Genomic DNA, 22,545 nt, shown 5'->3' on the forward strand with positions numbered 1-22,545 from the left:
AGACGTAGTGACAAGGATAATAATTATGATATTGAATCACTTATGGGGACTGTATGCGCACCCGAAAGAAGAGTGGCATACGATAGATGCAAGACATGAAAGTTTTCGTTACAGCCTGATCCACATTTTGCTGGTGGCATTGATCCCGGCAGTATGTGCCTACTATTCTGCCGTGCATTTGGGTTGGAGCATAGGTGTGGGTGACCGCATTATGCTTACCCATGACAGCGCGCTGATGTTATCTATAGCCATGTATATTGCCTTAATTGGCGGCGTGTTCGCGCTGGCGCTGTTGGCACATTGGATGGCGCATACCTTTGGCGCCGAACCTACCTACACCCAAACCTTAGAATTGGCGGCTTATACCTCTACGCCGTTGTTTATGGTTGGTTTTGCCGGTTTGTACCCGGAGTTGTGGGTAGTGATGACTGTCGGCCTGGTGGGCCTGGCGTATTCGGTATACCTGTTATATGTTGGCGTGCCGATACTGATGCATATTCCGGAAGAGCGCGGCTTTATTTACGCCAGCTCTGTTGTCACCTGTGGCTTAATTTTGCTGGTATGTATTATGACTGCCACCGCTATTTTATGGAGCTCCGGCTTCGGCCCGATGTTTACCCATTAACTGGTTGTAGCAAGTGCAAAAAAGGGAGCCTGAGGCTCCCTTTTGGTTTTGTAGCTGTTGCAGCAGTTTAACCTTCGTTATAGGTTTCCAGATTGGTTGCCATGGCCGCGCCGGATTTTGCTTTGGCGCCGTCGCTGCGCATTTGGTCCAGCCGGTTCAGGTAATCCTGGTCAATGTCGTTGGTGACGTAATTGCCGTCGAACACTGAGGTTTCAAAGCGTTTAATTTCCGGATTTTCCATCCGCACTGCTTCGATCAAATCCGGCAGAGATTGGAATATCAGGCCATCGGCGCCGATAATGTCACAAATACTGTCAACATCATGGCCATGCGCGATCAGCTCATTGGCTGATGGCATATCAATACCATACACATTAGGGAAACGAATTTCCGGTGCCGCAGAAGCGAAGTACACTTTTTTCGCACCGGCTTCACGTGCCATATCAATAATTTGCTGTGATGTGGTGCCGCGTACTATAGAGTCATCCACCAACAGCACGTTTTTATCTTTAAATTCCTGCTTAATGGCGTTGAGCTTACGCTTAACCGATTTTTTCCGCGCTTCCTGGCCAGGCATAATAAAGGTACGGCCGATGTAGCGGTTCTTCACATAGCCCTGCCGATACGGTAAACCCAACACAGTGGCGATTTGCAAAGCTGCGTCGTTGCTGGTTTCCGGGATCGGAATAACCACATCGATATCCAGGTTGGCCCATTCACGCTTAATTTTTTGTCCCAGCATAGTGCCCATAGCTACGCGTGAGGCATACACGGAAATATTGTCGATGGTGGAATCCGGCCGGGCAAAGTACACATACTCAAAAATACACGGTGTGTAACTGGGGTTTTCGGCACATTGGAAGCTATGCAGCTCACCGTCTGCGGTAATATACACTGCTTCACCGGGTGACACATCGCGCAGTACGGTAAAGCCGTCAGCATCCAGCGCCACGCTCTCGGAGGCCACCATATACTCGGTACCCAACTTAGTTTCACGTTTGCCCATTACCAACGGACGAATGCCGTTAGGGTCGCGAAATGCCAGTAAACCATGGCCGATAATTAAGGCGACTACGGCATAACCGCCTTTTACTTTGCGGTGCACATTGGCCACGGCGCGGAAGATATGCTCAGCCTGCAGCTCCATCACACCGCTGTTGTGCAGCTCATGCGCCAATACGTTTAGTAATACTTCAGAATCAGAAGTCGTATTAACGTGACGACGTGCGACACGGAATATTTCTTCTTTTAAAATGTGTGAATTGGTCAGGTTGCCGTTGTGCGCCAAGGCAATACCAAACGGGCTGTTGACATAGAACGGCTGTGCTTCAGCGGTACTGGATGAACCCGCCGTAGGATAACGCACATGGCCAATACCCATAGTACCGGCCAAACGTTCCATATGCCGGGCTTCGAATACGTCTTTTACCAGGCCGTTAGCCTTACGCAAACGCAGCGTGTTGTTATCCACGGTAACAATACCCGCCGCATCCTGGCCGCGATGCTGCAACACTGTTAAACCATCGTACAGTGCCTGATTAACCGGATATTTTCCAACAATACCAACAATACCACACATGGATTTTTTCCTCGCCAACGCTAGGGCTTTTGCATAAAACCGGAATGGTGCTGCAAATACTCGAAGAACCATTCAATGATAAAACCAAATTCGGGGATTAATACTGAGTTTTGCCACCAGCCGGTGCTTGAAACCGGGGTAAAGGCATCAGTGAAAAACAGCACGGCACTCACCACCAACACGCCGCGTAAGGCACCAAACACCAGCCCCAACACGCGATCGGTGCCGGATAAGCCGGTTGATTGCACCAGTTTACCGATAAGAAAATTAACTAAAGCGCCAAGGATCAGGCTGCTGATAAATAAGATGGCAATGGCAGAAGCATTACGCAGGGTTTCGTCCTGCATCGAGGTAAATAAACCTGCTAAATGCGGATAATATTGGCTGGCGATAAAGAAGGCCAGGATCCAAACGGCCAGTGAAATGGCTTCTTTAACAAAGCCTCTGACCAGGCTGATAACAGCCGATAACGCTATGATTGCCATAATGGCAAAATCAACCCAGACCATTTGCTACCAAAGGTTGTTTGATGACGGCGCGCATTCTACCAAACTGAGTGACTGCTTGGCTAATTATTTTCGGTCGGCTGATAACTCATTACATTCAGACGCTCGATACCGGTCAACTGTTGTAATTTGGGTAACTGCTGCTCCAGCCGCTCTTTTCTAAGCTCAGGCCCTACCAGCACGCTGGTAAGCCTCACGCCCTGAGAGTTGGTAATATTTCGGGTAAAGGTAGTAAAACCGGCCTTGCGCAATTTAGCCACTAAGGCATTGGCATTTTCGGCTTTACTAAAACTGCCTACCCGCACCACCCAAGCCGCCTGATCAAGCGCCACATTGGCCGGTTTAGTTGCTGCCGGCCTGTTTACCGGCGCTGTAACTTGAGTGTACTGCTGCGACGGTAAGGGTTTGTCTGCTGTGGCAACATCAACCGGTTGTTCGTCAACAACAGCTGGCGTCACTTCAGTACGAACCTGCTCAAGAGCATCGCTGTTGGTCACTTGTTGTTGCACACCTTTAAACTCAGGGCGCGCGGGGATCACCTTAAAATCATCTTTTACCACCTGCTTTTCACCATCCAGCAAGTCCGGCAGGAAGATAATACCGGCCAGCACCAGTATCACTGTACCCAGTAAACGATGTTTAAATGCGGGTGTCACTTTGCCTCCTGATGGTCTGCCAACACAGCAGACACAGTGAAAAACGAACCAAACACGACCAATAATTCATCTGGCTGTAACCTTGCACTAACCGCCTGATAAGCGCTTAGCACGTCCTCATGTAATACCACATTGGCTGTACCCTGCGGCAGCTGTTCTGCCAATTGCGAGGCATTGGCACCACGGGCGCCGCCAAGGCTTACAAGATGCCATTGATCAAACAATGTCGTCAAGGGTAACAGAGTTTGTTGAATATCCTTATCTTTTAACATGCCGCTTAGCGCCAGTACGCGACCAAAGCGCGGTTTTAACCGGCGAAGTTGCTGTGCCAGGTAGCGCGCCGATTGCGGATTATGTGCCACATCAACAATAATCGCCGGCTGCTGTTGCAGCCATTGCATGCGCCCCGGCAGGGTCAGACCGGTTAATACCGCGGCTAATTGCTGCGGCGTTGGCAACAATGCCAGTTGCTGCAATACGGCCAGCGCGCAGGCCGCATTTTGCACCGGCATCGCCGGTAACGGCAAGGCGGTATAGGCTACACCGGCACTGTGCCATTGCCAGCTGTCTGCCTGCTCGCTGTAATGATAATCCCGCTGCACTACCACGCTGTGGCACTTTAAGGCGGCACTGTGCTGCAATACGGACTGCGGCGGGTCTAACTCACCTATTACTGCAGTGCCGCCACTGCGGAAAATGCCGGCTTTTTCACGGCCAATCGTTTCTCTGTCGTTACCCAGCCAATCCTGATGATCCAAATCGACAGTGGTAATAACACTGACAGCAGGCGTTACAATATTAGTGGCATCCAGCCGCCCGCCCAAGCCAACCTCTATCAGGCAAAAATCCACCTGATGCTGCTGCAACAAGCGAAAAGCTACCAGGGTAGTGAATTCAAAGTACGTCAGCGCGGTATCGCCACGCAGCTGCTCAATAAAAGCAAAAGCACTGACCCAGTCTGCGTCAGCCACATCGCTGCCGTTAAGCCGTAAACGCTCATTAAAGCGCAGCAAATGCGGTGAACTGTAGACACCAACGCTAAAGCCCTGCGCCAGCAATAATTGTTCCAGACAGCGTGCTGTAGTGCCTTTACCATTGGTGCCGCCAATCAGAATGGTCTTGCCCGGCAATTGATGTAAGTCAGCCTGTTGCGCTACGCCAAGCACGCGCTCCAAACCAAGTTCAATCTGATGGATAGGATGGCTTTGTTCGATATAACAAAGCCAATCGGCCAGACTATGGCACGATTGGCTGTTCAGTATTGCAGTTGACATAAACCCTTAAGCGGCGTCGTGCTCCGACACCGGAGCAGGCAGCTGCATAAACTTAGCGACTAATCGCGCAATTGTATCGCGCATTTTGCGCCGGTCAACAATCATATCAATGGCGCCGTGTTCCAGTAAGAATTCACTGCGCTGGAAGCCTTCCGGTAACTTTTCCCGCACGGTTTGTTCAATAACCCGCGGGCCGGCAAAACCGATTAAGGCTTTAGGCTCACCGATATTCACATCACCTAACATCGCCAAACTGGCTGATACCCCGCCCATGGTCGGGTCGGTCAGCACAGAAATATACGGCAGGCCGGCTTCGCTCATTTTCGCTAATGCCGCGCTGGTTTTGGCCATTTGCATCAGTGAAAACAGCGCTTCCTGCATCCGTGCGCCGCCGCTGGCAGAAAAACAGACAAAAGGCACTTTGTGCTTTAATGCGTGTTCAACGCCGGCAACAAATTTCGCCCCTACTACAGAGGCCATAGAGCCGCCCATAAACTCGAATTCAAACGACGCCGCCACTATTGGCATACCTTTTAAAGTACCGTGCATAACGACCATGGCATCTTTTTCATTGGTGGCTTTTTGCGCCGCCACAATGCGGTCTTTGTAGCGTTTACTGTCTTTAAATTTCAGTAAATCTTGCGGCTCCAGCTCTGCTGCCAATTCTTTAGTATTACCGGTATCAAGGAAGCCGGTTAACCTGGCACGCGCCGACACCCGCATATGATGATCACATTTGGGGCATACGCCTAAATTACGGTCTAAATCAGCTTTATATAACACAGCATCGCATGACGTGCATTTGGTCCAGACACCTTCCGGGATATTTCGACGCGCGGAAGAAGAGGATGTTCTGGGCAGGATCTTTTCTAACCAACTCATAAATATGTCCTATAGCTAACGACTCTGCGACTACGCCAGGCCGTAAAAACGTTAAAAAACGCCGAAATTCAGTAAACCGGCGCTATTAAAGCACAAAACCTACAGCGCCGAATACAGAAAACTGGTCTTAGTAGTGCCGCCTGCTACCGTGCTTAGCCTGGCAGAAACAATGGCCCGGGCGCAACTTTGGGTATGCCGAAACGCGCCGGATAGTCGACATCGACCAGATATAAACCACCGGGTTTAGCGGTAGCCGCCGCCAGATTACGATCTTTTGCTGCCAGTAATTCGCCGATCCACTGTGGCGGGCGGTTCTTCATGCCTACTTCCAATAAGCTGCCGGTAATATTGCGCACCATATGATGCAAAAACGCATTGGCTTTAATATCCAGTACAATAAAGTCACCGCGGCGTTCGATAGTCAGATGGTGCACATTACGAAATGGCGTATGCGACTGGCATTGCATGGCCCGAAATGAGCTGAAATCCTGCTCACCCAGCAGGTAAGGCGCAGCCTGCTGCATCAGGTCAATATCCAGCGTCTGGTGATAATGGCTTAAGCCGGCACGTAAAATAGCCGGGCGGTACTTATGGTTATAAATAATGTAACGATAGCGCCTGGCGGTGGCACTGAAGCGGGCATGAAAATCGTCTGCAACCGGTTGCGCCCAGCGCACGGCAACCGTATCGGGTAAGCGGCTGTTAGTGCCCATAACCCAGGCTTTGCTGTCCCGCATGGCGCTGGTATCAAAATGTACTACCTGGCCGGTTGCATGTACGCCGGCATCCGTGCGGCCGGCACAACTGAGCTCTATCGGTTGATTGGCCACCGAAGACAAAGCAATCTCCAGCTCTTGCTGTACGCTGTTTACTTCACGCTGACGCTGCCAACCGTAAAATTCCGACCCGTCGTATTCAATACCCAGTGCTATGCGCATGCCACCCCCAGTTAATAAACGGCGGCGATTATACCGCAAGCGCTGTGTTTATGCAGTGTCCGGCGTTAATCTTCCTGTTTCAGTTTCTGCGCTTCGGCTTTAATGTTGTCCGGCACGTCTGATGCCAGTATTTCGTCCAGCAGCAAATCAGCACTTTCCCGATCATCAATCTCAATATAGGCGCGGACCAAATCCAGCTTGGCGGCATAACCGTTATCTTCAGTGTCCACATCACGTTGCTCATGTTCACCGATAATAGCGGCATAATCATTCAGGCCCACATCGACATTCAGCTTGTCAAAACGCTGGGTGTCCTGCTCCTGCTGTCCGGCATCGGCCAGCAGCTTATCTATTTCCACAAAATCATCTTCAGCGAAATTAAAATCACTGCCGGAGTCTTGTTGCGCTGCAGTTAAATCGTCCACCAGCAGCGCAGCGTCGTCATCCTGCACTGCACCGGCATCATCCGATTCTATAACATCCGCCATAGCTTCGAGCTCTGACATTAAAGAATCAAACTGTGCATCCGGCAACGGGTCCAGCTCTATCTCCGGTATCTCATCCTGTGCCGCTGTTGCAGTATCAGTAACAGCCTCATCGTCTGCCGGCAACAGCTCAAGATCGCTTAGCAGGTCATCGTCGGTCAGCTCCAGTTGCGGATATTCCGGCAAAATTTTGCTGGGATTTTCCACCGATAGCGCCGCCTCGCCCGGCCTGACAACAGAGTCATCCTCTGTCGCGGTTAAATCCAGCGCCGCCAGGGTGCTGTCTTCAATATCCGTGTCGGCGTTTGGCTCATCGTCCTGCAATAACATGTCCTGAGCCAACAGTTCATCTTGTTGCAGTTCGTTCTCCTGCAACTGCTCGACATCCTGTTGCCCAGCTACCTGATGCTCTGGCTCTGGCTCTGGCTCAGCCGGCGCAACTGCCGGCCGGCTGTCTTCCACCTGCTCTAATAATTCTGTCAGTTCAGCACTTAACAGCGCGGCATCATCATCGTCGCTATCAGTATCAACCGCCGTTTGTTCTGCATCGCCGGCGCCATCATTTACCAGGCTTTCGGCAAATTCATCCAACTCCGAGCTGTCAAAGCTGTAAGCTTGTGCCGGAGTGCTTTCTTCCACTGCCGCCATAGACTCAGCCAATTGCTGTTCCTGTTGGGTTGCAGCCGTTGCCGGCGCAAGCCGCTGCTCTGCTGCGACTTGCGCATCCTCGTCCGGCAGCACATCTTCAGCGTCAAAATCGATCTCTTCAATCAGCTCGTCGATATCCACTTCATCAAAAGCAGACATATCATCGTCATCAACGCTGTCTGTTACAACTTCCGCTTGTGCTTCATTTAGCCCGTCACCCGGCTCATCGCTTAAGTCCGCAATTAGAGTATCATCCGCCAGCTCAACTATGCTGTCATCATCATCCTCTGCGGCCAGCAAGGCGGATAAATCGGTGTCAGATAAAATATTATCCGCATCAAAGTCGTCCTTTGTAGCTGTGATGTCAGCCAGATCCGGCTCTGACAAAATATCGTCAGCTAAGCTGTCATCCACCGCCGGCAACAAGCTGTCATCTTCAAACGACAAGCCATCATCAAACTGCAACATGTCGTCGTCAACGGCTGTGCTGTCATTAAATTCGTTGCCATCATTAAAGGCATCTTCAAGCAGCGCGTCGTCTATTTCAAACAGGCTCTCATCCAGGTCATTGCTTTCATCCAGCGGTGGCAACGGCGAATGATAGCCGGGATCCACCGCCTTTTCGGTAGTGGCGGCCTGAATAACATCTTCCGTACGACGGCCACGCTTTTTTACCCATAACAAAATACTGAATAAAATCAACAATGCCGGTATGCAAGCAGCCAATATCCACGCCAACGGATTTTTAAACCATTGCTGCCAGTTACTGCTTTGTTGCTGTTGCAGTTTCAGCGCTTCCTCTTCCGCGCGGGCCTTAAGCAGTTCCGCCTGTTGCGTTAACAGCAACTCAATTTGTTGCTGTAACTCGCTGTCTTCACCCAGCTGCGCTTTAATCAGTTCCAACTCTTGCTGCACGCGACTCAGGCTGGTTTTCAACTGTAAATTCTCATCGGCGATGCTTTCAATCAGCTGCATAGAATCGGCAAACTGACTGCGTAAACCGTCTAAGTCATCGCGTTGCTGGCGGCCAATACGTTCCAGCTCGGCCTGCCACTGTGGATCCGGCTTTGCCGCTGCCACTGTGGTATTTGCCCGGCGCGCAGCGGCAGCTTTTTGCCGCTCTGCCCAAATAACATCGTCCTGCTCAGATTTCCGTCTGGCGATGGCAAGGTCAACCTGCTGTATTTCAGCTTCGGTGGGTAGTGTGAGTGTTGAACCCGGCCGTAGGCGGTTCAGGTTACCGTCAATAAAGGCGTCGGGATTTTTCAGATATACCGCATACATCACCTGATACAGGCTGATATTACCTTCCGGCTTGATGCGCTCCGATACTTGCCATAGCGTATCAGACGGGCTTAGCGGCCCTATAGTTAAAGGCGGTGGCGGCGCATCACTACTGCGCGGGCCACGAATTTGGGTAGTGCCTTCCTGCGCCAATACCGGTGACGAAAAATTGACAAGCGCTGCAACAATGAAAACAAATAACAAAGGCATTAATGGTCCCTACCCCAAGTCCGGCGTATTTAGATAAAGAAATCGGCAGCTTCTGCTAAAAGCTTTAGTTGTATTGCAAACAACGTTCCAACTATGACAGGCAAACCGTTAGTGAAAATATAAAGCACAGACGCAGTTCTGACCAGCACTTAAAAAAGCTGTTGATATATCGAAAGTTCATTGCAGAGGAAGCAAAGGCTTCGTAGTGAAGCCCTGCGATATTACAAACGGGTCAATTACAGGTAGTCGCGGATCAAGTGCTCAGCAATTTGGATGCTGTTGGTGGCCGCGCCTTTGCGGATATTATCTGCCACTACCCACAGGTTAATGCCGTTTTCGTGCGATAAGTCCTGGCGGATCCGGCCAACAAACACCTCATCTTTACCGGCGGCACTGCACACCTGGGTAGGGAAATCGGCATTGTTTTCCAGCAACACTACGCCTGGCGCGTCGGCCAGCAGCGCTTTTACCTGCTCTACGCTGATAGGCATCCGGGTTTCAATATGCACCGCTTCGGCATGGCCGAAAAACACCGGCACCCGCACAGCAGTAGCGTTAACAGAAATGCTGTCGTCGCCGAAAATCTTCTGCGTCTCCCAGTGCATTTTCATTTCTTCTTTGGTGTAGCCGTTGTCCATAAACACATCAATTTGCGGAATAACATTAAACGCAATCTGCCGGGCAAACCGGCCTTCTTTCTCTATCGGCCGGCCGTTCATCAGCTGTGCTGCTTCATGGGCCAGCGCTTCTACCGCATCCTGACCGGCACCGCTGACCGACTGATAGGTCGCGACATTAATCCGGCTGATCCCCACCGCATCATGAATAGGCTTTAACGCCACCAGCATCTGAATGGTAGAGCAATTCGGGTTAGCAATAATATTGCGGTTGCGGTAGTCGGCAATGGCATGGGCATTTACTTCCGGCACCACCAGCGGAATATCCGGCTCGTAGCGATAATGCGAGGTATTGTCGATCACCACACAGCCGGCATCAGCGGCTTTAGGGGCATAAATGGCCGATACACTGCCACCGGCAGAGAACAGGCCAATTTGCGCTTGTGACCAATCGAAGGTTTCGGCGTCAATAACCTTAATTTTCTTGCCTTTAAATGTCACGGTACCGCCGGCAGAACGGCTGCTGGCCAAAGGAAACAGCTGCCCGACCGGGAAATCACGCTGTTCCAGAATTTCAATTAAATGTTGTCCTACCAAACCTGTTGCACCCAAAACGGCAACATTATATTGCGAAGCCATGACAGTTCCTCTTGTTATTGTGCGAGGCTAAAACCTAATTGCGGCAAAAAGTCCGGAATGACCTTGCCACACAGTTGTAACGAGCTGAATTCGCGCCGCGGCGGGTATGACTTGCGAAGCCAGTCAAAGCCCTTGCTGTGCAAATAATGCCGCAGTATGGCATCGTCACGCCGCACATCATATAACAGTCTTGCTAAGTTTTGGACATCCGGAAGCCCAAAATTTGCACTAATTTGCAGTTTTTCCATCGCTGGTACCGGTAATAACTGCTGTAGCTGTTGTTGTAGTGGCTGTTGCAGTAAGGCGGCGCAGCGCTGATACAGCATTTCGGTACCGCGGGCTTTGCCTTCGATACTATGGCCAGCAATGTGTGCGGTAGCAATATCAACATAAGGCAGCAGTGCAGTAAGAATGTCGGGCTCATTTTCCCATACATCCAACACCACGGCACGGCGCTGAGCGGCGGTGCTCAGGTCCTGCAGCAAGGCCTGGTTATCTATCACCGCGCCACGCGAGGCATTAATCAGCGCACAATCCGGCTTTAACAGCGCTAAGTTCTGCGCATTCAGTAAGTGTTTGGTAGCGTCGCTGCCGCTGCTAATCAGCGGGGTATGAAAGCTGATAATATCGGCTTGTTGGCAAAGCGCGGTAAAATCGGTATGGCTAAAACCGGCTTCGTGACGTGCGCGCACCGGATCACACAGCAACACACGAATATTCAGCGCCTGCAGCGCCCTGGCCAACCGGCTGCCGATGTTACCAACGCCGACTATACCTACGGTTTTCTGCGCTAACTGCCACTGATATTTATCCGCTAAGCACCACAAACTGCTTAGCACATACTCCACCACCGACTGCGCATTGCAACCGGGCGCACTGGAAAAGGCGACATTGCGCGCAGCCAGATAACTCTGGTCAATATGGTCCATGCCAATAGTGGCGGTACCGACAAACCGCAGCCTGGTGTTGTTTTGCAACAGCTGCGCATTCACATTAGTCACCGAGCGCACTAATAAAATGTCAGCATTCTGCAATTGCGCCGCGCTGACATTGCGGCCGTCGAACAGCGTAACCTCACCAAATTGACTAAAGAATTGTTGCACCAACGGCATGTTTTCATCGGCAAAAATGCGCATTACCCGGTCCTGCTAACGCCTGAAAAGATGGCCGGCAGTGTAACAAATAGCACAAAGCCAGCCTATTGAATTTGGCTGGCTTTGTTAGTTTGACGCCGTTTTGCGTTAAGGCAGCGCTACTTCAAAGGTATAAGTGACGGACTCGCGTACCTTGTCGGCCAGCGTTGATGCCGTCTCTGCAGCATAGGAGGCTTCCACTAAATAACGCCCTGCGGTTTGTGGCGTAAAACTAAAACGGCCATCAGCGCCGGTTTCAAACTCAACCCGGCCGGCATCGTTGCGGTACAGCTCGCCCTCATACGACAACACACCTTTTACGCCGGCGCGGGGTTTACCATCCAGGTTAAACACTAACTCCAGGCTTTCTTCGGCTACCACATCGGCCGGATGCAGATTGCTGCTGATCTCAAGCCCGGCCCCCTGCAGTTTTACTACCGTATCGGTTGGGCTGTTTACCGTAATATAAGCAAAGTTGCGGCTGCGCATCTGTGTGGTTTCTACCTTGGTGGCGCCTGCAGGCAGTTGCGCCGTGCGCTCCTGCTTATTGGCCATCAGCCGTTTACGCTCACCGTTTAGCTCATAACTGGTAAAAAAGCGCAGCGGGTTAGCCATTTCCAGCTTGTAAGTACCATCACCGGCCAGTTGTACATCTGCCATCGATTTACGCTTGCCCTGATACACTGAAGTCACATCCTGCACTTTACCATCCGGCAAATACAGTTTCAGGCTGGTTAAACCAATGCCTTTATCCGGTACAAAGGTCATATTGGCGGCAGAGGCATCCACGCTTACCCAGCTGTCATGCTTCGACAATACGTAATGGCTTGGCACCAGCCATAAGGTGTGAGCACTGATACTGCTGCTAACCAATAAGGTAGATAGTAAAACTGCGGCTGTTTTTATCATAGTGAAGCGTCCTTTTTAAACTCTGAATGCGGTGTAACCGCGCTTAACGAATAGTGGCTTTAACAGCACCTAATTCACCCTCTGCCGCTATGTCAATAACGGCGCCTTGTGCTGGCAGGTTAAATTCATGCTTGACCAGACTGCGCCCGCCTTGCTCACGTGCAGCCTCAACAAAAAGTGTGTAGCGGCCTGCACTTAGCGCTGCGCCGCTGTCATCCTTAGCGTCCCATTGCAGCGTATAGCTGCCGGGCTTTTGCGTGGCACCGCTGACTGCATCAACCAGGGCGGTATTACTGCGGCCGATTTTGCGCCAAAAGCGGCGTAAATCTTTTAACCAGTCCGGTTTTTCTACCCACAGCGCAATCAGCTTTACCGGTTGTTGTTGTGCATTTTCCACCCATACCGCCACATAAGGCCGGTGATACTGGCTGGTTTCTATGGCCGGCAATTCCAGTTTAATGTTACTTTGTGCTGCGGTTGCCGCACTGTGCCAGCACACTGCAGTGGCACAAACGACTAACAACGCCCAGGTTAACTTCATAGTGGTTCCTCTGTTAACGCGCCGTCACCGGCGCTAATGCAACGACAAAATATAAGCAAACAAGCTGATAAAAATACCCAACATGGCCAGACTATTGCCCATGCTGCGCCTTGATGGCTGCTTTAAAATCAACCAAAACCCGGTCAGGGCAAAAATAATGCAGGCTACCGCCGTTACATCAATCAGCACTATCCAGCTGGTGCCGGCATTACGGCCTTTATGCAAATCATTCAGCAGTGCCAGGTAACCGTTAAATTCCAGCTCCAGCTCTGCGGTGTTGGCGGAGAAATCGACAATGGCGGTGGCATAACCGGCCGGGCGCTTAAAATCCAGCTCCAGCACCATGTCATCCGGTTCAAACATATAGCTGAACACTGACGCCTTAACCTGATGTTCAGTGCTTAGCCAGTCACGAAACTGCGCAGCGATTTGTGCCTGCTGTGGTTCAGATTCGGGCAAACTGCTGTAGCGCAGTGGCTCGGGTAAACTCAGTACCTGCTGCGAGCTAAGCTGTCCGGCTTTGCTGTAAAGCAGGTCCGGATGATTCAATGTAATGCCGGTAATGGCAAAAAACAGCAACAATACCAGCACCAACATCGAGCTGTAGCTGTGGATCACACGCATTAATTTATTTAGCGCAGGCCCGCGCCGAAACTCAGTCATTACCACTCAACCCACAAAAAACCTGACCGGCATAATACTGATAACAATTCGCATTTGCAACTAAACCTGCTATTCAGCCATAAAAAAAGGCGCCATCAGGCGCCTTATTCAGCGTACAGCTAAAGCATTAATAACGGGCAAGAAACTCGGCGCGGGTACGGCCATCGTTTTTAAAGATGCCACCCAAAGCCGTGGTTTGGGTTTTGGAGTTTACGTCCATTACACCACGCGATTTTACGCAGTAGTGCACCGCTTCCATCGTCACCGCAACATTGTCGGTTTGCAGCAAGGTTTGCATGGCAACCAGTACCTGTTGTGTTAAACGTTCCTGTACCTGCGGCCGCTGAGCAAAAAAGCGCACTATGCGGTTAATTTTAGATAAACCTATAATGCGTTTTTCCGGGATATAAGCCACAGTGGCGTAGCCATCAATAGTGACAAAGTGGTGCTCACAAGTGCTGGTAAAGCTTATATCTTTTACTTTTACCATTTCCTGCACCTGCATTTTATTGTCAATCAGTGCAATTTTGGGGAAATTGGTATAGTTCAGACCGCCGAAAATCTCGTCGACATACATTTTTGCAATGCGGTGCGGCGTTTCACTTAAACTGTCATCGCTCAAGTCCAGCCCCAAAGTGCTGACCACTTCACTCATCAGGCTGCTTATCTTGTTGTACTTCTGGTCGCGCGACAAACCGTTGTCCAGCATAGGCGTTTCCAACCCACGCGCTTCCAACGCACTGCGTACCAATATTGCTTCTTCTGATAACATAACTAATTCCAAACCGGCTGTGATAACACTAGTACGTGCCGCCTTAGCCGCTAGTTTACGGATAAAGTCAGTTTTTTGCCATTTTTATGACGTTGCTGCTGCACTATATGCCTTTGCAGCATGCTACGCCCGGCCAACACAGCTTATTGCACCAAAGACAGGGCTTCTAACAATTCGCGTGGTTCCACTTCAGGGCCATTCAAACTTTCGTCCCAGTTCAGGCCAATTAATACACCATCGTCATACATCTCTTTTAACCAACCGTCGCAAAATACATCCAGTGCAATAGCTTCCGGCTTATATACCGCCCACTCTTCTGAGCAATGCGCTTTGGCCGCCGCTTCGTCAGACCAGAACGGCATAACGTCGGTTTCTTCAAATTCAACTGACTCAACTACCAGTAAGTCTTCACCTTCGGCTAATACATAAACTACGCCATTGGTTTTGGCTTCTTCAACGAAACGCTGAAAATTCGGATCTTGTGCAAATTGACTCATATTTACTTTCCACCACAGGTAAAGGAATTGGTTGCTATTAGACCAGAAAGCACGGCGTAAAAGCGAGTTTTATCTTGTTTACCGGGCGCCTGGCTTTCCCTGGCGACGAAAAATAACGTACAATCTGCGGCATTGTTTCAGTTAAGGATAAGCGCCCGATTATGGCTCAATATATCTATTCTATGCTTCGCGTTTCTAAGGTGGTTCCACCTAAACGCACTATTTTAAAAGACATTTCGTTATCCTTTTTCCCGGGCGCTAAAATAGGCGTACTGGGTTTAAACGGTTCAGGTAAATCTACCCTGCTGCGCATTATGGCCGGTGTTGATACCGAGTTTGAAGGCGAAGCCAAACCGTTGGCCGGCACCAAAATTGGTTATTTGCCGCAAGAGCCGCAATTAGACCCGGCTAAAACAGTACGGGAAATTGTCGAAGAAGCGCTCAGCGACGTAAAAAACGCCCTGACGCGGTTAGATGAAGTGTACGCAGCCTATGCCGAAGAGAACGCCGACTTTGATGCCTTAGCCCGTGAACAAGGCGAACTGGAAGCGTTAATTCAGGCCAAAGAAGGCCATAACCTGGACAACACCCTCGAACGCGCCGCAGATGCACTGCGCCTGCCGCCATGGGATGCCAAAATTGAGCACCTGTCCGGTGGTGAACGCCGTCGCGTGGCTATTTGCCGCTTATTGCTGGAACGGCCGGACATGCTGCTGCTGGACGAACCGACTAACCACCTGGACGCCGAATCTGTCGCCTGGCTGGAGCGCTTCCTGCACGATTACCCGGGTACCGTGGTAGCCATTACCCACGACCGTTATTTCCTCGACAATGTTGCCGGCTGGATTTTAGAGCTGGACCGTGGCTACGGTATTCCGTGGGAAGGCAATTACTCCAGTTGGCTGGAGCAAAAAGATGCCCGTCTACAACAGGAAGAAAAAGCTGAAAATGCCCGCCAGCGCTCTATTAAGCAGGAATTGGAGTGGGTGCGCACTAACCCCAAAGGCCGCCATGCCAAGAGTAAGGCGCGGATGGCACGGTTTGAAGAGCTGCAAAGCCAGGAATTTCAAAAGCGTAACGAGACCAACGAGCTGTTTATTCCGCCGGGGCCACGCCTGGGTGACAAAGTGCTGGAAGTTAATCACCTGCGTAAGTCCTTTGGCGACCGCTTGCTGATTGATGATCTAAGCTTCAGTATTCCCAAAGGTGCCATCGTGGGTATTATCGGCCCGAACGGCGCCGGTAAATCCACGCTGTTTAAAATGATCAGTGGCGCAGAGCAAGCTGACTCGGGTGATATCAGCGTTGGTGACACCGTGCAGCTGGCCAGTGTGGATCAGTTCCGCGACAGTATGAACCCGAAAAACACTGTCTGGCAGGAAATTTCCAACGGTCAGGATATGCTGCAAATCGGTAACTTCCAGATCCCAAGCCGCGCTTATGTTGGCCGCTTTAACTTTAAAGGCAATGATCAGCAGAAGTTTATCGGCGAGTTATCCGGTGGTGAACGTAACCGCGTACATTTAGCCGCCCTGCTCAAAGCCGGCGGTAATATGTTATTACTGGATGAGCCCACCAACGATCTCGATGTAGAAACGCTGCGGGCGCTGGAAAATGCTCTGCTTGATTTCCCTGGCTGTGCCATGGTTATCTCGCATGACCGCTGGTTCCTTGACCGCATCGCCACTCACATTCTGGATTACCGCGATGAAGGCAAAGTGAATTTCTTTGAGGGTAACTACTCAGATTATGAAGCTTGGTTAAAAGCCACTTATGGGGCTGAAGCCTTAGAGCCACACCGGATTAAATACAAAAAAATCTGATGTAAATCAATGTAAAACGCCCGTAATAACGGGCGTTTTTTTAGCCTGACAAAGTAGTTTACTCAAGATAGCCGGACGACATTATCTGCTTATAGCGCTCCGTGGCGGCTACCTCGCTATGGGCTTGCTGCAGCCGCTTCACCAACTCCGCTGATGTTTCCAGGCTGGCAGCCAGCCAGGTGTGTTGTGCCAGTTCCGGTATAGCGTAAACAAAATGCAGGTACTTGCGCGGTACACCCAATGCCTCAGCCATTGCAGTTAAGGCTACGGCATCGTCAATCACCAGGTCTACTTTACCATTCAGCAACAGCTGCCAGGACTCGGCAATATCGGCCGCCAGCACCAGTTGTACGCCGGTTTCAAAGCCGTTTTTCATGAGAAAGTTGGCCGCTAAATCATCCCGCTGCACAGCTATGGTATAGCCGGCGGCATCCTTTAACGAGCTGATACGGATATCACTGCGATGACTCAGCGCAACAAACCCCAACTGATAAGCCGCAACAGTACCTATCCAGTGAAACTGTGACTCACGCTCTGTGGTACGCGCCATATTATATATCAGTACATCAGGTTGGCTTTGGGCAATACGAAAAGAGCGGGCCCACGGGTATATCTCTATTAACGCTGTTACACCGGCTTTGGCTAACGTCGCCCGTACCAGTTCGGTACTTAACCCGGCTACTTCCCCCGCCACCAGGGTTTGGTGCGGCGGCGACAACTCGGTAACCACACGCAATGAAGCTTTCGCCGCCACATTACAACTCAAACAACTGACAACTAACAAAAACAACTTCAACATAAGGCTCTTGAACCAACAGAAACTATGTGTTGAAGCATAGCTTAGTTCTGTTTTGCCGCCAGCTGCCGCATCTATAACAAAATTAGCTAATTTTTAGTCAATTTCGCTAAATTCAATTTTCAGCTAGCATTAAGCAAACGCTAAAACGCAACAGCAAAAAAATAAAATTGATTTAATTCAAGCAATTGCATGATTGGTAAAAAGTGGCACAGTGCTTGTAATAGTCAGAGTGTTGTTAACCCTAACCTGAAACCCAAGGACAAAGTATGAAAACCTTATCTGCTCTCACTCTGGCTGTTGTTATCACTGTCGGCTTTGCTGCACCGGCTCAAGCCAACACTATTACCGACACCTTAACCGAAACTGTCAGCAACCAGCTGACTGAGCTAAGCAGCAATATTAAACAACAAGCGAAAACTGCACTGGAACAAACTATTGCCGAGCTGCTTTTTGCCGTCGGTAGCGAACAGGCTGAACAAAATGTTGCCCAAACTACAGCTGCAGTAACAACTAAGCAGCAATAAAGGCCGGTATTATGCAGTATATTCAGCGCTCGCTTACGCCGGCATACGGCGTAAGCGACATCCTGCTATTGCTCTGACCAGACTGCCAATTCGTTACCATGCGGATCATTGAAGTGAAAACGACGCCCGCCGGGGAATGAAAACACCGGCTTGACGACATTGCCACCTGCAGCAACAATTTTACGCTCTGTCTCTGCCAAATCTTTGCTATACAACACTACCAACGCCGCGCCCTGCGCAGTTGACGACTGCTTTGTTGAGCGATAAAAACCGCCATCCAGGCCGGAATTAGCAAAAGCAATATAATCCGGACCATAGTCCGCGAACACCCAGCCGAATACCTGTGCATAGAACTTTTTCACTGCCGCCAGATCCGCGGCCGGAAGCTCTACATAGTTAATTTTTTCATGTCCGCTCATATCCCGGGCTCCCGCTTCTGTTATGTCCGGATATTACTCTAATGCAAGCGCGAAACTCTAACAAGCGACTAAAACAGAAAAGCCACGCGGCTTCTACACGGCGTGGCTTTGCGGTAGCAACAGGTTGGCTGCAACAGGCTGCTACTTGCAGCAGCGCTGAGCTTATTTGCTGCGAACCAGACTGGCGGTATTCAATGCCCGGCCCATCTGCGCCAGCAAGCGGTTTAATTTACGAACCAGCAAAGCACGACCAACGGCATTACTGTTGTTAACGGTAACATTGTGTTTCGCTGCTGTGGTATTTAACGTCGTCATGCTTCACCTCTGTATTTAAGCCCTGCTTATATGTTGCACATTATGCCGACTTTTTGCACAGCACACGAACGAGATAAATTACCACCCAGGCATAAGTAAAACTAATCGATAAATCATCTACTCTTCATTTTGCATTCAACCAGGCTGAGTGTTACCTTTCAGCTTTCCATACAACAAAGCGCTATTTACTGCTTTTAAAATAGCTATTTATGCAATAAAAATGACATAGAGGCATATAGAACATAGAATTCATGCAGTAAAAACTGAATGATAAAGCAGATATTCCAGTTAGTTATTCTAATCAAAAATTCAGCATTAAACGCCGATAAAGCAAAAAGCACAGCTTTTTACGTTTAGCAGTATGCTGCGGCAGGCTTATATGCTAAATTAATTGCGAAGCGTTCTCATTTACATTTTTGGAGTTTAGTATGAAATCTCTGTTATCTGCTGTGATGTTAGGTAGTGCCCTGTTAGTATCTGTTGTTGCACTGGCTGACGAGCGGCCGGACCATTATAAAGGTAAGCCGTCAGACACCTTGCAGCAGGCCGTTGCCAATTTCAGTGAATATAATCAGAAATTAAAAACAGTATTAGCCGGTGAACTGACACCGTTGGCAATGGTAGAAATACATGAACTAACCTACACCATCGAAGTAGCGTTGGAGAAAATTCATGCCGAAACGGGTAAACTGAAAGACGTACTGGAAGAAGTGCATGTTGCGTCTGAGCATATGGATACTGCCACAGCAAAAGCGCGTGGTGATGCCTATATTAAAGCCGCGCAGACGCTGGTGAAATAAGCCGTTTATCCGTGATGGCACAACTGCAGTTTGCGCAACAATTTCGCATCGGCAAGCAAATACTGGCAGCGCTGAGTAATCAAGACTATCAGCTTGAGCCCGGCCAGCCGGTGTTGTGTCTGCACGGCTGGCTGGATAATGCCGCCAGCTTTATACCGCTGGCGCAGCATTTACCGCAGCAACCGTTGTTGGCATTGGAATTCCCGGGCCACGGCCACTCCGGCCATCGCAGCGCTGATGCCCATTATTATTTTTTTGATTGGGTGCAGGATCTGGTGGCCTTGTGCCGCCAACAGCAATGGCAACAGCTGAGCATTATCGGCCATTCTATGGGCGCTATGGTGGCAACAGCCCTGGCGGCGGCTTTTCCTGAGCTGGTGGCCAAATTGGTGCTGATAGACAGCTTAGGCTTTGTTACTGATGATGCCGCAAACGCAGCAAAGCAGCTGCGCGACGGTATTAATTCACGCTTAAAAGCGCCGTCACGTAAGCCTTATTATGCCAGCGTGGCAGATGCCGCAGCCGCCAGACAAAAACAAAGCGACTTTAGCCTAACCGAAGCCATGCTATTGGCTGAGCGCGGTACTATTACCGCAGCGCCAGGCGTGAGTACCACAGAGCAAGGCGTAAGCTGGCGTGCAGATATGCGCCTGCGCCACAGCTCGGTGTATCGTTTAAGCGCAGAGCAAGCCAAATCGCTGATATCCGCCGTACAGTGTCCGGTGCTGGGGCTTATCGCCAACGACAGCCCTTTCGCCAGCAGAGCTGAACAGTTTGCCAGGCATTATCGGCAATTGCATCTGACAGAAGTCAGCGGCGGCCATCACTGCCATATGACGCAAGCTGCTGTGGTAGCACAGCATATTCAGCGCTTTTTAGCAGCATAAAAAAACCGCAGCGAACTGCGGTTTTTTCTTTGTAGCTTAGGTAGTTAGCCTTTCAACACCGTGGCGACAGATTTAGCAAAGTAATCAATATTGCTGTGGTTTAACCCGGCAATGCTAACCCGGCTGGAACCCACCATATAAATGCTGAACTCGCTACGCAGGCGGTCAATTTGTGCTTTGTTAATACCCAAGAAGCTGAACATGCCATGCTGGCGGGTAATAAAGCTGAAATCCTGAGTAACACCTTCAGCTGCCAGTTTATCGATGATCAGCTGACGGTAGCTGTTAATACGGTTACGCATTTCGGCCAGCTCTTCGTGCCAAAGCGCAGTAAGCTCTTTGCTATCAAGAATATTGGCAACAATAATGGCACCATGTGCCGGTGGCATTGAATAAATGCTGCGCACTACGCTTAGCAGGTTTACTCTGGCAACGTCGGCCACTTTGCTGTCAGCTGCAACAATTGATACCGCACCGATACGCTCACGGTATAAGCCAAAATTTTTCGAGCACGAGCTGCACAGGATCATCTCATCAACGTTATCTGCCAGGTGGCGTAAACCTTTGGCATCGTCATCCAGCCCGCTGCCAAAGCCCTGATAAGCCATATCCACTAACGGTGTAAAACCACGCTCTTTGGCCAGCTCAGTAAAACGCTGCCACTGGGCGAAGGTTAAATCCATACCGCTGGGGTTATGACAGCAGGCATGCACCAGCACCACATCACCGGCCGGCACTGTAGCTAAATCGGCAAACATTGCCTCTTCGTTCAGGCCTTTAGTGTCGTAATCGTAGTAGGTATATTCTTTTACATTCAGGCCGGCGGCCTTAAACATAGAAATATGGTTCGCCCAGGTAGGGCTGGTTACCCAGATAGTCGCATTCGGGTTAGCCTTTTTAATAAATTCTGCCGCTACCCGCAGTGCGCCGGTGCCGCCTGGCGTATGCGCCGTGGTAACACGGTTGGCCAGCAGCACTTTATGGCCAATGCCAAATGCCAGCTTCTCAATATGAGCGTTAAAGCCTAAATCACCGGCCATACCGATATAGGTTTTGCTGTCTTCCTGCTTCAGGCGCAGCGCTTCGGCTTCTTTTACGCATTTCAGTACTGCCGTGTGGCCTTGCTCGTCTTTATATACACCTACACCAAGGTCGACTTTATTCGGGTTCGGGTCTTCTTTGTACGCTGCCATCAAACCTAAAATCGGATCGGTGGCCACCGGTTGTAACTGAGCAAACATAATGTTCTACCTGAGTTAAAGTTGCATGAAAAAGGCTGCGCTTAAGGTAAATATGCCGGTACGGTTAAACACACCGCCACCAACAATGCCATAGCATTCGCAGTAAATACGTTTTTATTAAAATCTTCGGCATCGACAATGCCGGCTATTTTGCCTGATTGGTCAAACAGAGGCAAACAGGCTTCAGCCTGCACTTTAGGGTCACAGGTGTAATATTCACCGCCGCCACCCAAATAGGCTGTTACGTCGTTAATTACTTTGGCTTTACCGCTTAAACCAACAGTACTGTTATTGCTGATTTTGGCGAATTCGCTGTTAAGCGGAAACTCAGCCCGTGACGCTGCGCCATAATAGGCCAGTTTTACCAGCACCGGCTCAGCGTCAATATTGGCCCGCGCCTGATAAATACCAAACCAGTCCAGCCCTGAATGTTCGCGATAAAATGCCGCTATATTACTCAGCGCTTGCAGCGCCAGCTGATTATGCTCACTGCGTCCACCCAGAATAGCCGTTAAATCATAGGGTTCTTCGGCCAGCTGGCCAAACAGTGAACAGGCACCGCCCTCACCCAGCTCCGGCACTTTGTACTGCCACTGCACTTGTGCTGAGCCGGAATGCTGTAAAAAGTGCTGCAGCTTGAGTTGCCACTGTTGCACCGTTTCGACAAAGGCAGTCACAGTAACGGCGCCCAAGTGTTGAGCTAACCCGGCACGGTTAAGATACTCAGACACAGAAATATCAGCTTGCGACATTATAGCCATCCAGATTTCTAAAATTTGACAGGCATTTTACCAGAAGCGGCTAAAAAGCCAAGCCAACACAGTACAAGTTAAGGAAATTGTTGCTGCCACTGCTGCGGATGTTTAAGCTGACGCTATT

24 protein-coding genes are annotated in these 22,545 nt (G+C 50.2%); 5 read left to right on the forward strand and 19 right to left on the reverse strand.

All coding sequences use genetic code 11. From position 1 onward, the window contains the following. Nucleotides 1-25 precede the first annotated feature (25 nt). A complete protein-coding gene (locus Q8O77_RS04210; RefSeq protein ID WP_305551615.1) occupies nt 26-625 on the forward strand; it encodes a Yip1 family protein in 600 nt (199 codons plus the stop codon). 67 nt (nt 626-692) lie between these two features. Here Q8O77_RS04210 and purF read toward each other — a convergent pair whose 3' ends face one another. From purF to Q8O77_RS04280, 14 genes are all read right to left on the reverse strand, one after another. Next, on the reverse strand, nt 693-2,204 hold the full coding sequence (gene purF, locus Q8O77_RS04215) for an amidophosphoribosyltransferase (RefSeq protein WP_305551616.1): 1,512 nt from the start codon (nt 2,202-2,204) through the stop codon (nt 693-695). A 20-nt stretch (nt 2,205-2,224) separates the two neighbouring features. Next, nucleotides 2,225-2,713, reverse strand: a complete 489-nt coding sequence (locus tag Q8O77_RS04220; RefSeq protein ID WP_305551617.1) for a CvpA family protein — start codon at nt 2,711-2,713, stop codon at nt 2,225-2,227. 59 nt (nt 2,714-2,772) lie between these two features. Further along, nucleotides 2,773-3,366, reverse strand: a complete 594-nt coding sequence (locus Q8O77_RS04225; protein WP_305551618.1) for an SPOR domain-containing protein — start codon at nt 3,364-3,366, stop codon at nt 2,773-2,775. Further along, on the reverse strand, nt 3,363-4,640 hold the full coding sequence (gene folC / locus Q8O77_RS04230) for a bifunctional tetrahydrofolate synthase/dihydrofolate synthase (protein WP_305551619.1): 1,278 nt from the start codon (nt 4,638-4,640) through the stop codon (nt 3,363-3,365). Before folC ends, Q8O77_RS04225 begins: the two co-directional genes overlap by 4 nt. Before the next feature lie 6 nt (nt 4,641-4,646). Next, nucleotides 4,647-5,522, reverse strand: a complete 876-nt coding sequence (gene accD, locus Q8O77_RS04235; protein ID WP_305551620.1) for an acetyl-CoA carboxylase, carboxyltransferase subunit beta — start codon at nt 5,520-5,522, stop codon at nt 4,647-4,649. A 152-nt stretch (nt 5,523-5,674) separates the two neighbouring features. Continuing rightward, nucleotides 5,675-6,460 (reverse strand): tRNA pseudouridine(38-40) synthase TruA, encoded by a 786-nt coding sequence (gene truA, locus Q8O77_RS04240; RefSeq protein WP_305551621.1) that lies wholly within the window; start codon nt 6,458-6,460, stop codon nt 5,675-5,677. 65 nt (nt 6,461-6,525) lie between these two features. Beyond that, on the reverse strand, nt 6,526-9,087 hold the full coding sequence (locus tag Q8O77_RS04245) for a FimV/HubP family polar landmark protein (RefSeq protein WP_305551622.1): 2,562 nt from the start codon (nt 9,085-9,087) through the stop codon (nt 6,526-6,528). A 236-nt stretch (nt 9,088-9,323) separates the two neighbouring features. After that, nucleotides 9,324-10,343, reverse strand: a complete 1,020-nt coding sequence (locus tag Q8O77_RS04250) for an aspartate-semialdehyde dehydrogenase (protein ID WP_305551623.1) — start codon at nt 10,341-10,343, stop codon at nt 9,324-9,326. Between the two features lie 14 nt (nt 10,344-10,357). Next, a complete protein-coding gene (locus Q8O77_RS04255; RefSeq protein ID WP_305551624.1) occupies nt 10,358-11,479 on the reverse strand; it encodes a 4-phosphoerythronate dehydrogenase in 1,122 nt (373 codons plus the stop codon). 105 nt (nt 11,480-11,584) lie between these two features. Next, nucleotides 11,585-12,385: a DUF4198 domain-containing protein gene (locus Q8O77_RS04260; RefSeq protein WP_305551625.1), complete on the reverse strand. Its 801-nt coding sequence runs from the start codon at nt 12,383-12,385 to the stop codon at nt 11,585-11,587. 43 nt (nt 12,386-12,428) lie between these two features. Then, nucleotides 12,429-12,926, reverse strand: coding sequence for a DUF2271 domain-containing protein (locus tag Q8O77_RS04265; protein WP_305551626.1), 498 nt, complete (start codon nt 12,924-12,926; stop codon nt 12,429-12,431). Between the two features lie 33 nt (nt 12,927-12,959). Beyond that, on the reverse strand, nt 12,960-13,589 hold the full coding sequence (locus tag Q8O77_RS04270) for a PepSY-associated TM helix domain-containing protein (RefSeq protein ID WP_305551627.1): 630 nt from the start codon (nt 13,587-13,589) through the stop codon (nt 12,960-12,962). 127 nt (nt 13,590-13,716) lie between these two features. Then, entirely contained in the window at nt 13,717-14,361 is a 645-nt protein-coding gene (folE, locus tag Q8O77_RS04275; protein ID WP_305551628.1) for a GTP cyclohydrolase I FolE, read from the reverse strand. Nucleotides 14,362-14,504: 143 nt separating this feature from the next. After that, complete coding sequence (locus Q8O77_RS04280; protein WP_305551629.1) at nt 14,505-14,858, reverse strand: DUF2750 domain-containing protein; 354 nt, start codon at nt 14,856-14,858, stop codon at nt 14,505-14,507. 161 nt (nt 14,859-15,019) lie between these two features. Between Q8O77_RS04280 and ettA the strand changes: the two genes are divergently transcribed. Beyond that, nucleotides 15,020-16,681 (forward strand): energy-dependent translational throttle protein EttA, encoded by a 1,662-nt coding sequence (gene ettA, locus Q8O77_RS04285; protein WP_305551630.1) that lies wholly within the window; start codon nt 15,020-15,022, stop codon nt 16,679-16,681. 58 nt (nt 16,682-16,739) lie between these two features. Here the strand turns inward: ettA and Q8O77_RS04290 are convergent, their stop codons facing one another. Beyond that, complete coding sequence (locus tag Q8O77_RS04290) at nt 16,740-17,480, reverse strand: ABC transporter substrate-binding protein (protein WP_305551631.1); 741 nt, start codon at nt 17,478-17,480, stop codon at nt 16,740-16,742. A gap of 266 nt (nt 17,481-17,746) precedes the next feature. Here Q8O77_RS04290 and Q8O77_RS04295 point away from each other — a divergent pair, with 266 nt between their 5' ends. Continuing rightward, the gene (locus tag Q8O77_RS04295; RefSeq protein ID WP_305551632.1) at nt 17,747-18,004 is read left to right on the forward strand and encodes a hypothetical protein; all 258 of its coding nucleotides are present in this window, start codon (nt 17,747-17,749) and stop codon (nt 18,002-18,004) included. A gap of 65 nt (nt 18,005-18,069) precedes the next feature. Here Q8O77_RS04295 and Q8O77_RS04300 read toward each other — a convergent pair whose 3' ends face one another. Together Q8O77_RS04300 and Q8O77_RS04305 are read right to left on the reverse strand one after the other, a co-directional pair. Next, complete coding sequence (locus tag Q8O77_RS04300; RefSeq protein WP_305551633.1) at nt 18,070-18,423, reverse strand: VOC family protein; 354 nt, start codon at nt 18,421-18,423, stop codon at nt 18,070-18,072. A 162-nt stretch (nt 18,424-18,585) separates the two neighbouring features. Further along, a complete protein-coding gene (locus Q8O77_RS04305) occupies nt 18,586-18,738 on the reverse strand; it encodes a hypothetical protein (RefSeq protein WP_305551634.1) in 153 nt (50 codons plus the stop codon). A gap of 428 nt (nt 18,739-19,166) precedes the next feature. On the opposite strand from Q8O77_RS04305, the gene Q8O77_RS04310 reads away from it, so the two are divergent. After that, nucleotides 19,167-19,538 carry a DUF6746 family protein gene (locus Q8O77_RS04310; protein ID WP_305551635.1) on the forward strand — a complete coding sequence of 124 codons (372 nt, stop codon included), beginning with the start codon at nt 19,167-19,169 and terminating at the stop codon, nt 19,536-19,538. 14 nt (nt 19,539-19,552) lie between these two features. Next, a complete protein-coding gene (locus tag Q8O77_RS04315) occupies nt 19,553-20,425 on the forward strand; it encodes an alpha/beta fold hydrolase (protein ID WP_305551636.1) in 873 nt (290 codons plus the stop codon). Between the two features lie 44 nt (nt 20,426-20,469). Here the strand turns inward: Q8O77_RS04315 and Q8O77_RS04320 are convergent, their stop codons facing one another. Next, on the reverse strand, nt 20,470-21,666 hold the full coding sequence (locus Q8O77_RS04320) for an amino acid aminotransferase (RefSeq protein ID WP_305551637.1): 1,197 nt from the start codon (nt 21,664-21,666) through the stop codon (nt 20,470-20,472). A 41-nt stretch (nt 21,667-21,707) separates the two neighbouring features. Continuing rightward, nucleotides 21,708-22,418 carry a GAF domain-containing protein gene (locus Q8O77_RS04325; RefSeq protein WP_305551638.1) on the reverse strand — a complete coding sequence of 237 codons (711 nt, stop codon included), beginning with the start codon at nt 22,416-22,418 and terminating at the stop codon, nt 21,708-21,710. Nucleotides 22,419-22,545: the final 127 nt, after the last annotated feature.

The organism is Rheinheimera sp. (assembly GCF_030690345.1).
Taxonomy (GTDB): domain Bacteria; phylum Pseudomonadota; class Gammaproteobacteria; order Enterobacterales; family Alteromonadaceae; genus Alishewanella.

Bases quoted from the DNA above. Each gene is read 5' to 3' on its own strand.
- Q8O77_RS04320 (WP_305551637.1), bottom strand. From the start codon at position 21,666: ATGTTTGCTCAGTTACAACCGGTGGCCACCGATCCGATTTTAGGTTTG.
- truA (WP_305551621.1), bottom strand. From the start codon at position 6,460: ATGCGCATAGCACTGGGTATTGAATACGACGGGTCGGAATTTTACGGT.
- Q8O77_RS04290 (WP_305551631.1), bottom strand. From the start codon at position 17,480: ATGTTGAAGTTGTTTTTGTTAGTTGTCAGTTGTTTGAGTTGTAATGTG.
- Q8O77_RS04255 (WP_305551624.1), bottom strand. From the start codon at position 11,479: ATGCGCATTTTTGCCGATGAAAACATGCCGTTGGTGCAACAATTCTTT.
- Q8O77_RS04265 (WP_305551626.1), bottom strand. From the start codon at position 12,926: ATGAAGTTAACCTGGGCGTTGTTAGTCGTTTGTGCCACTGCAGTGTGC.
- Q8O77_RS04220 (WP_305551617.1), bottom strand. From the start codon at position 2,713: ATGGTCTGGGTTGATTTTGCCATTATGGCAATCATAGCGTTATCGGCT.
- Q8O77_RS04270 (WP_305551627.1), bottom strand. From the start codon at position 13,589: ATGACTGAGTTTCGGCGCGGGCCTGCGCTAAATAAATTAATGCGTGTG.
- Q8O77_RS04325 (WP_305551638.1), bottom strand. From the start codon at position 22,418: ATGTCGCAAGCTGATATTTCTGTGTCTGAGTATCTTAACCGTGCCGGG.
- Q8O77_RS04315 (WP_305551636.1), top strand. From the start codon at position 19,553: ATGGCACAACTGCAGTTTGCGCAACAATTTCGCATCGGCAAGCAAATA.
- Q8O77_RS04245 (WP_305551622.1), bottom strand. From the start codon at position 9,087: ATGCCTTTGTTATTTGTTTTCATTGTTGCAGCGCTTGTCAATTTTTCG.
- Q8O77_RS04310 (WP_305551635.1), top strand. From the start codon at position 19,167: ATGAAATCTCTGTTATCTGCTGTGATGTTAGGTAGTGCCCTGTTAGTA.
- ettA (WP_305551630.1), top strand. From the start codon at position 15,020: ATGGCTCAATATATCTATTCTATGCTTCGCGTTTCTAAGGTGGTTCCA.
- Q8O77_RS04305 (WP_305551634.1), bottom strand. From the start codon at position 18,738: ATGACGACGTTAAATACCACAGCAGCGAAACACAATGTTACCGTTAAC.
- folC (WP_305551619.1), bottom strand. From the start codon at position 4,640: ATGTCAACTGCAATACTGAACAGCCAATCGTGCCATAGTCTGGCCGAT.
- Q8O77_RS04300 (WP_305551633.1), bottom strand. From the start codon at position 18,423: ATGAGCGGACATGAAAAAATTAACTATGTAGAGCTTCCGGCCGCGGAT.
- Q8O77_RS04250 (WP_305551623.1), bottom strand. From the start codon at position 10,343: ATGGCTTCGCAATATAATGTTGCCGTTTTGGGTGCAACAGGTTTGGTA.
- accD (WP_305551620.1), bottom strand. From the start codon at position 5,522: ATGAGTTGGTTAGAAAAGATCCTGCCCAGAACATCCTCTTCTTCCGCG.
- Q8O77_RS04210 (WP_305551615.1), top strand. From the start codon at position 26: ATGATATTGAATCACTTATGGGGACTGTATGCGCACCCGAAAGAAGAG.
- Q8O77_RS04260 (WP_305551625.1), bottom strand. From the start codon at position 12,385: ATGATAAAAACAGCCGCAGTTTTACTATCTACCTTATTGGTTAGCAGC.
- folE (WP_305551628.1), bottom strand. From the start codon at position 14,361: ATGTTATCAGAAGAAGCAATATTGGTACGCAGTGCGTTGGAAGCGCGT.
- Q8O77_RS04295 (WP_305551632.1), top strand. From the start codon at position 17,747: ATGAAAACCTTATCTGCTCTCACTCTGGCTGTTGTTATCACTGTCGGC.
- Q8O77_RS04280 (WP_305551629.1), bottom strand. From the start codon at position 14,858: ATGAGTCAATTTGCACAAGATCCGAATTTTCAGCGTTTCGTTGAAGAA.
- purF (WP_305551616.1), bottom strand. From the start codon at position 2,204: ATGTGTGGTATTGTTGGTATTGTTGGAAAATATCCGGTTAATCAGGCA.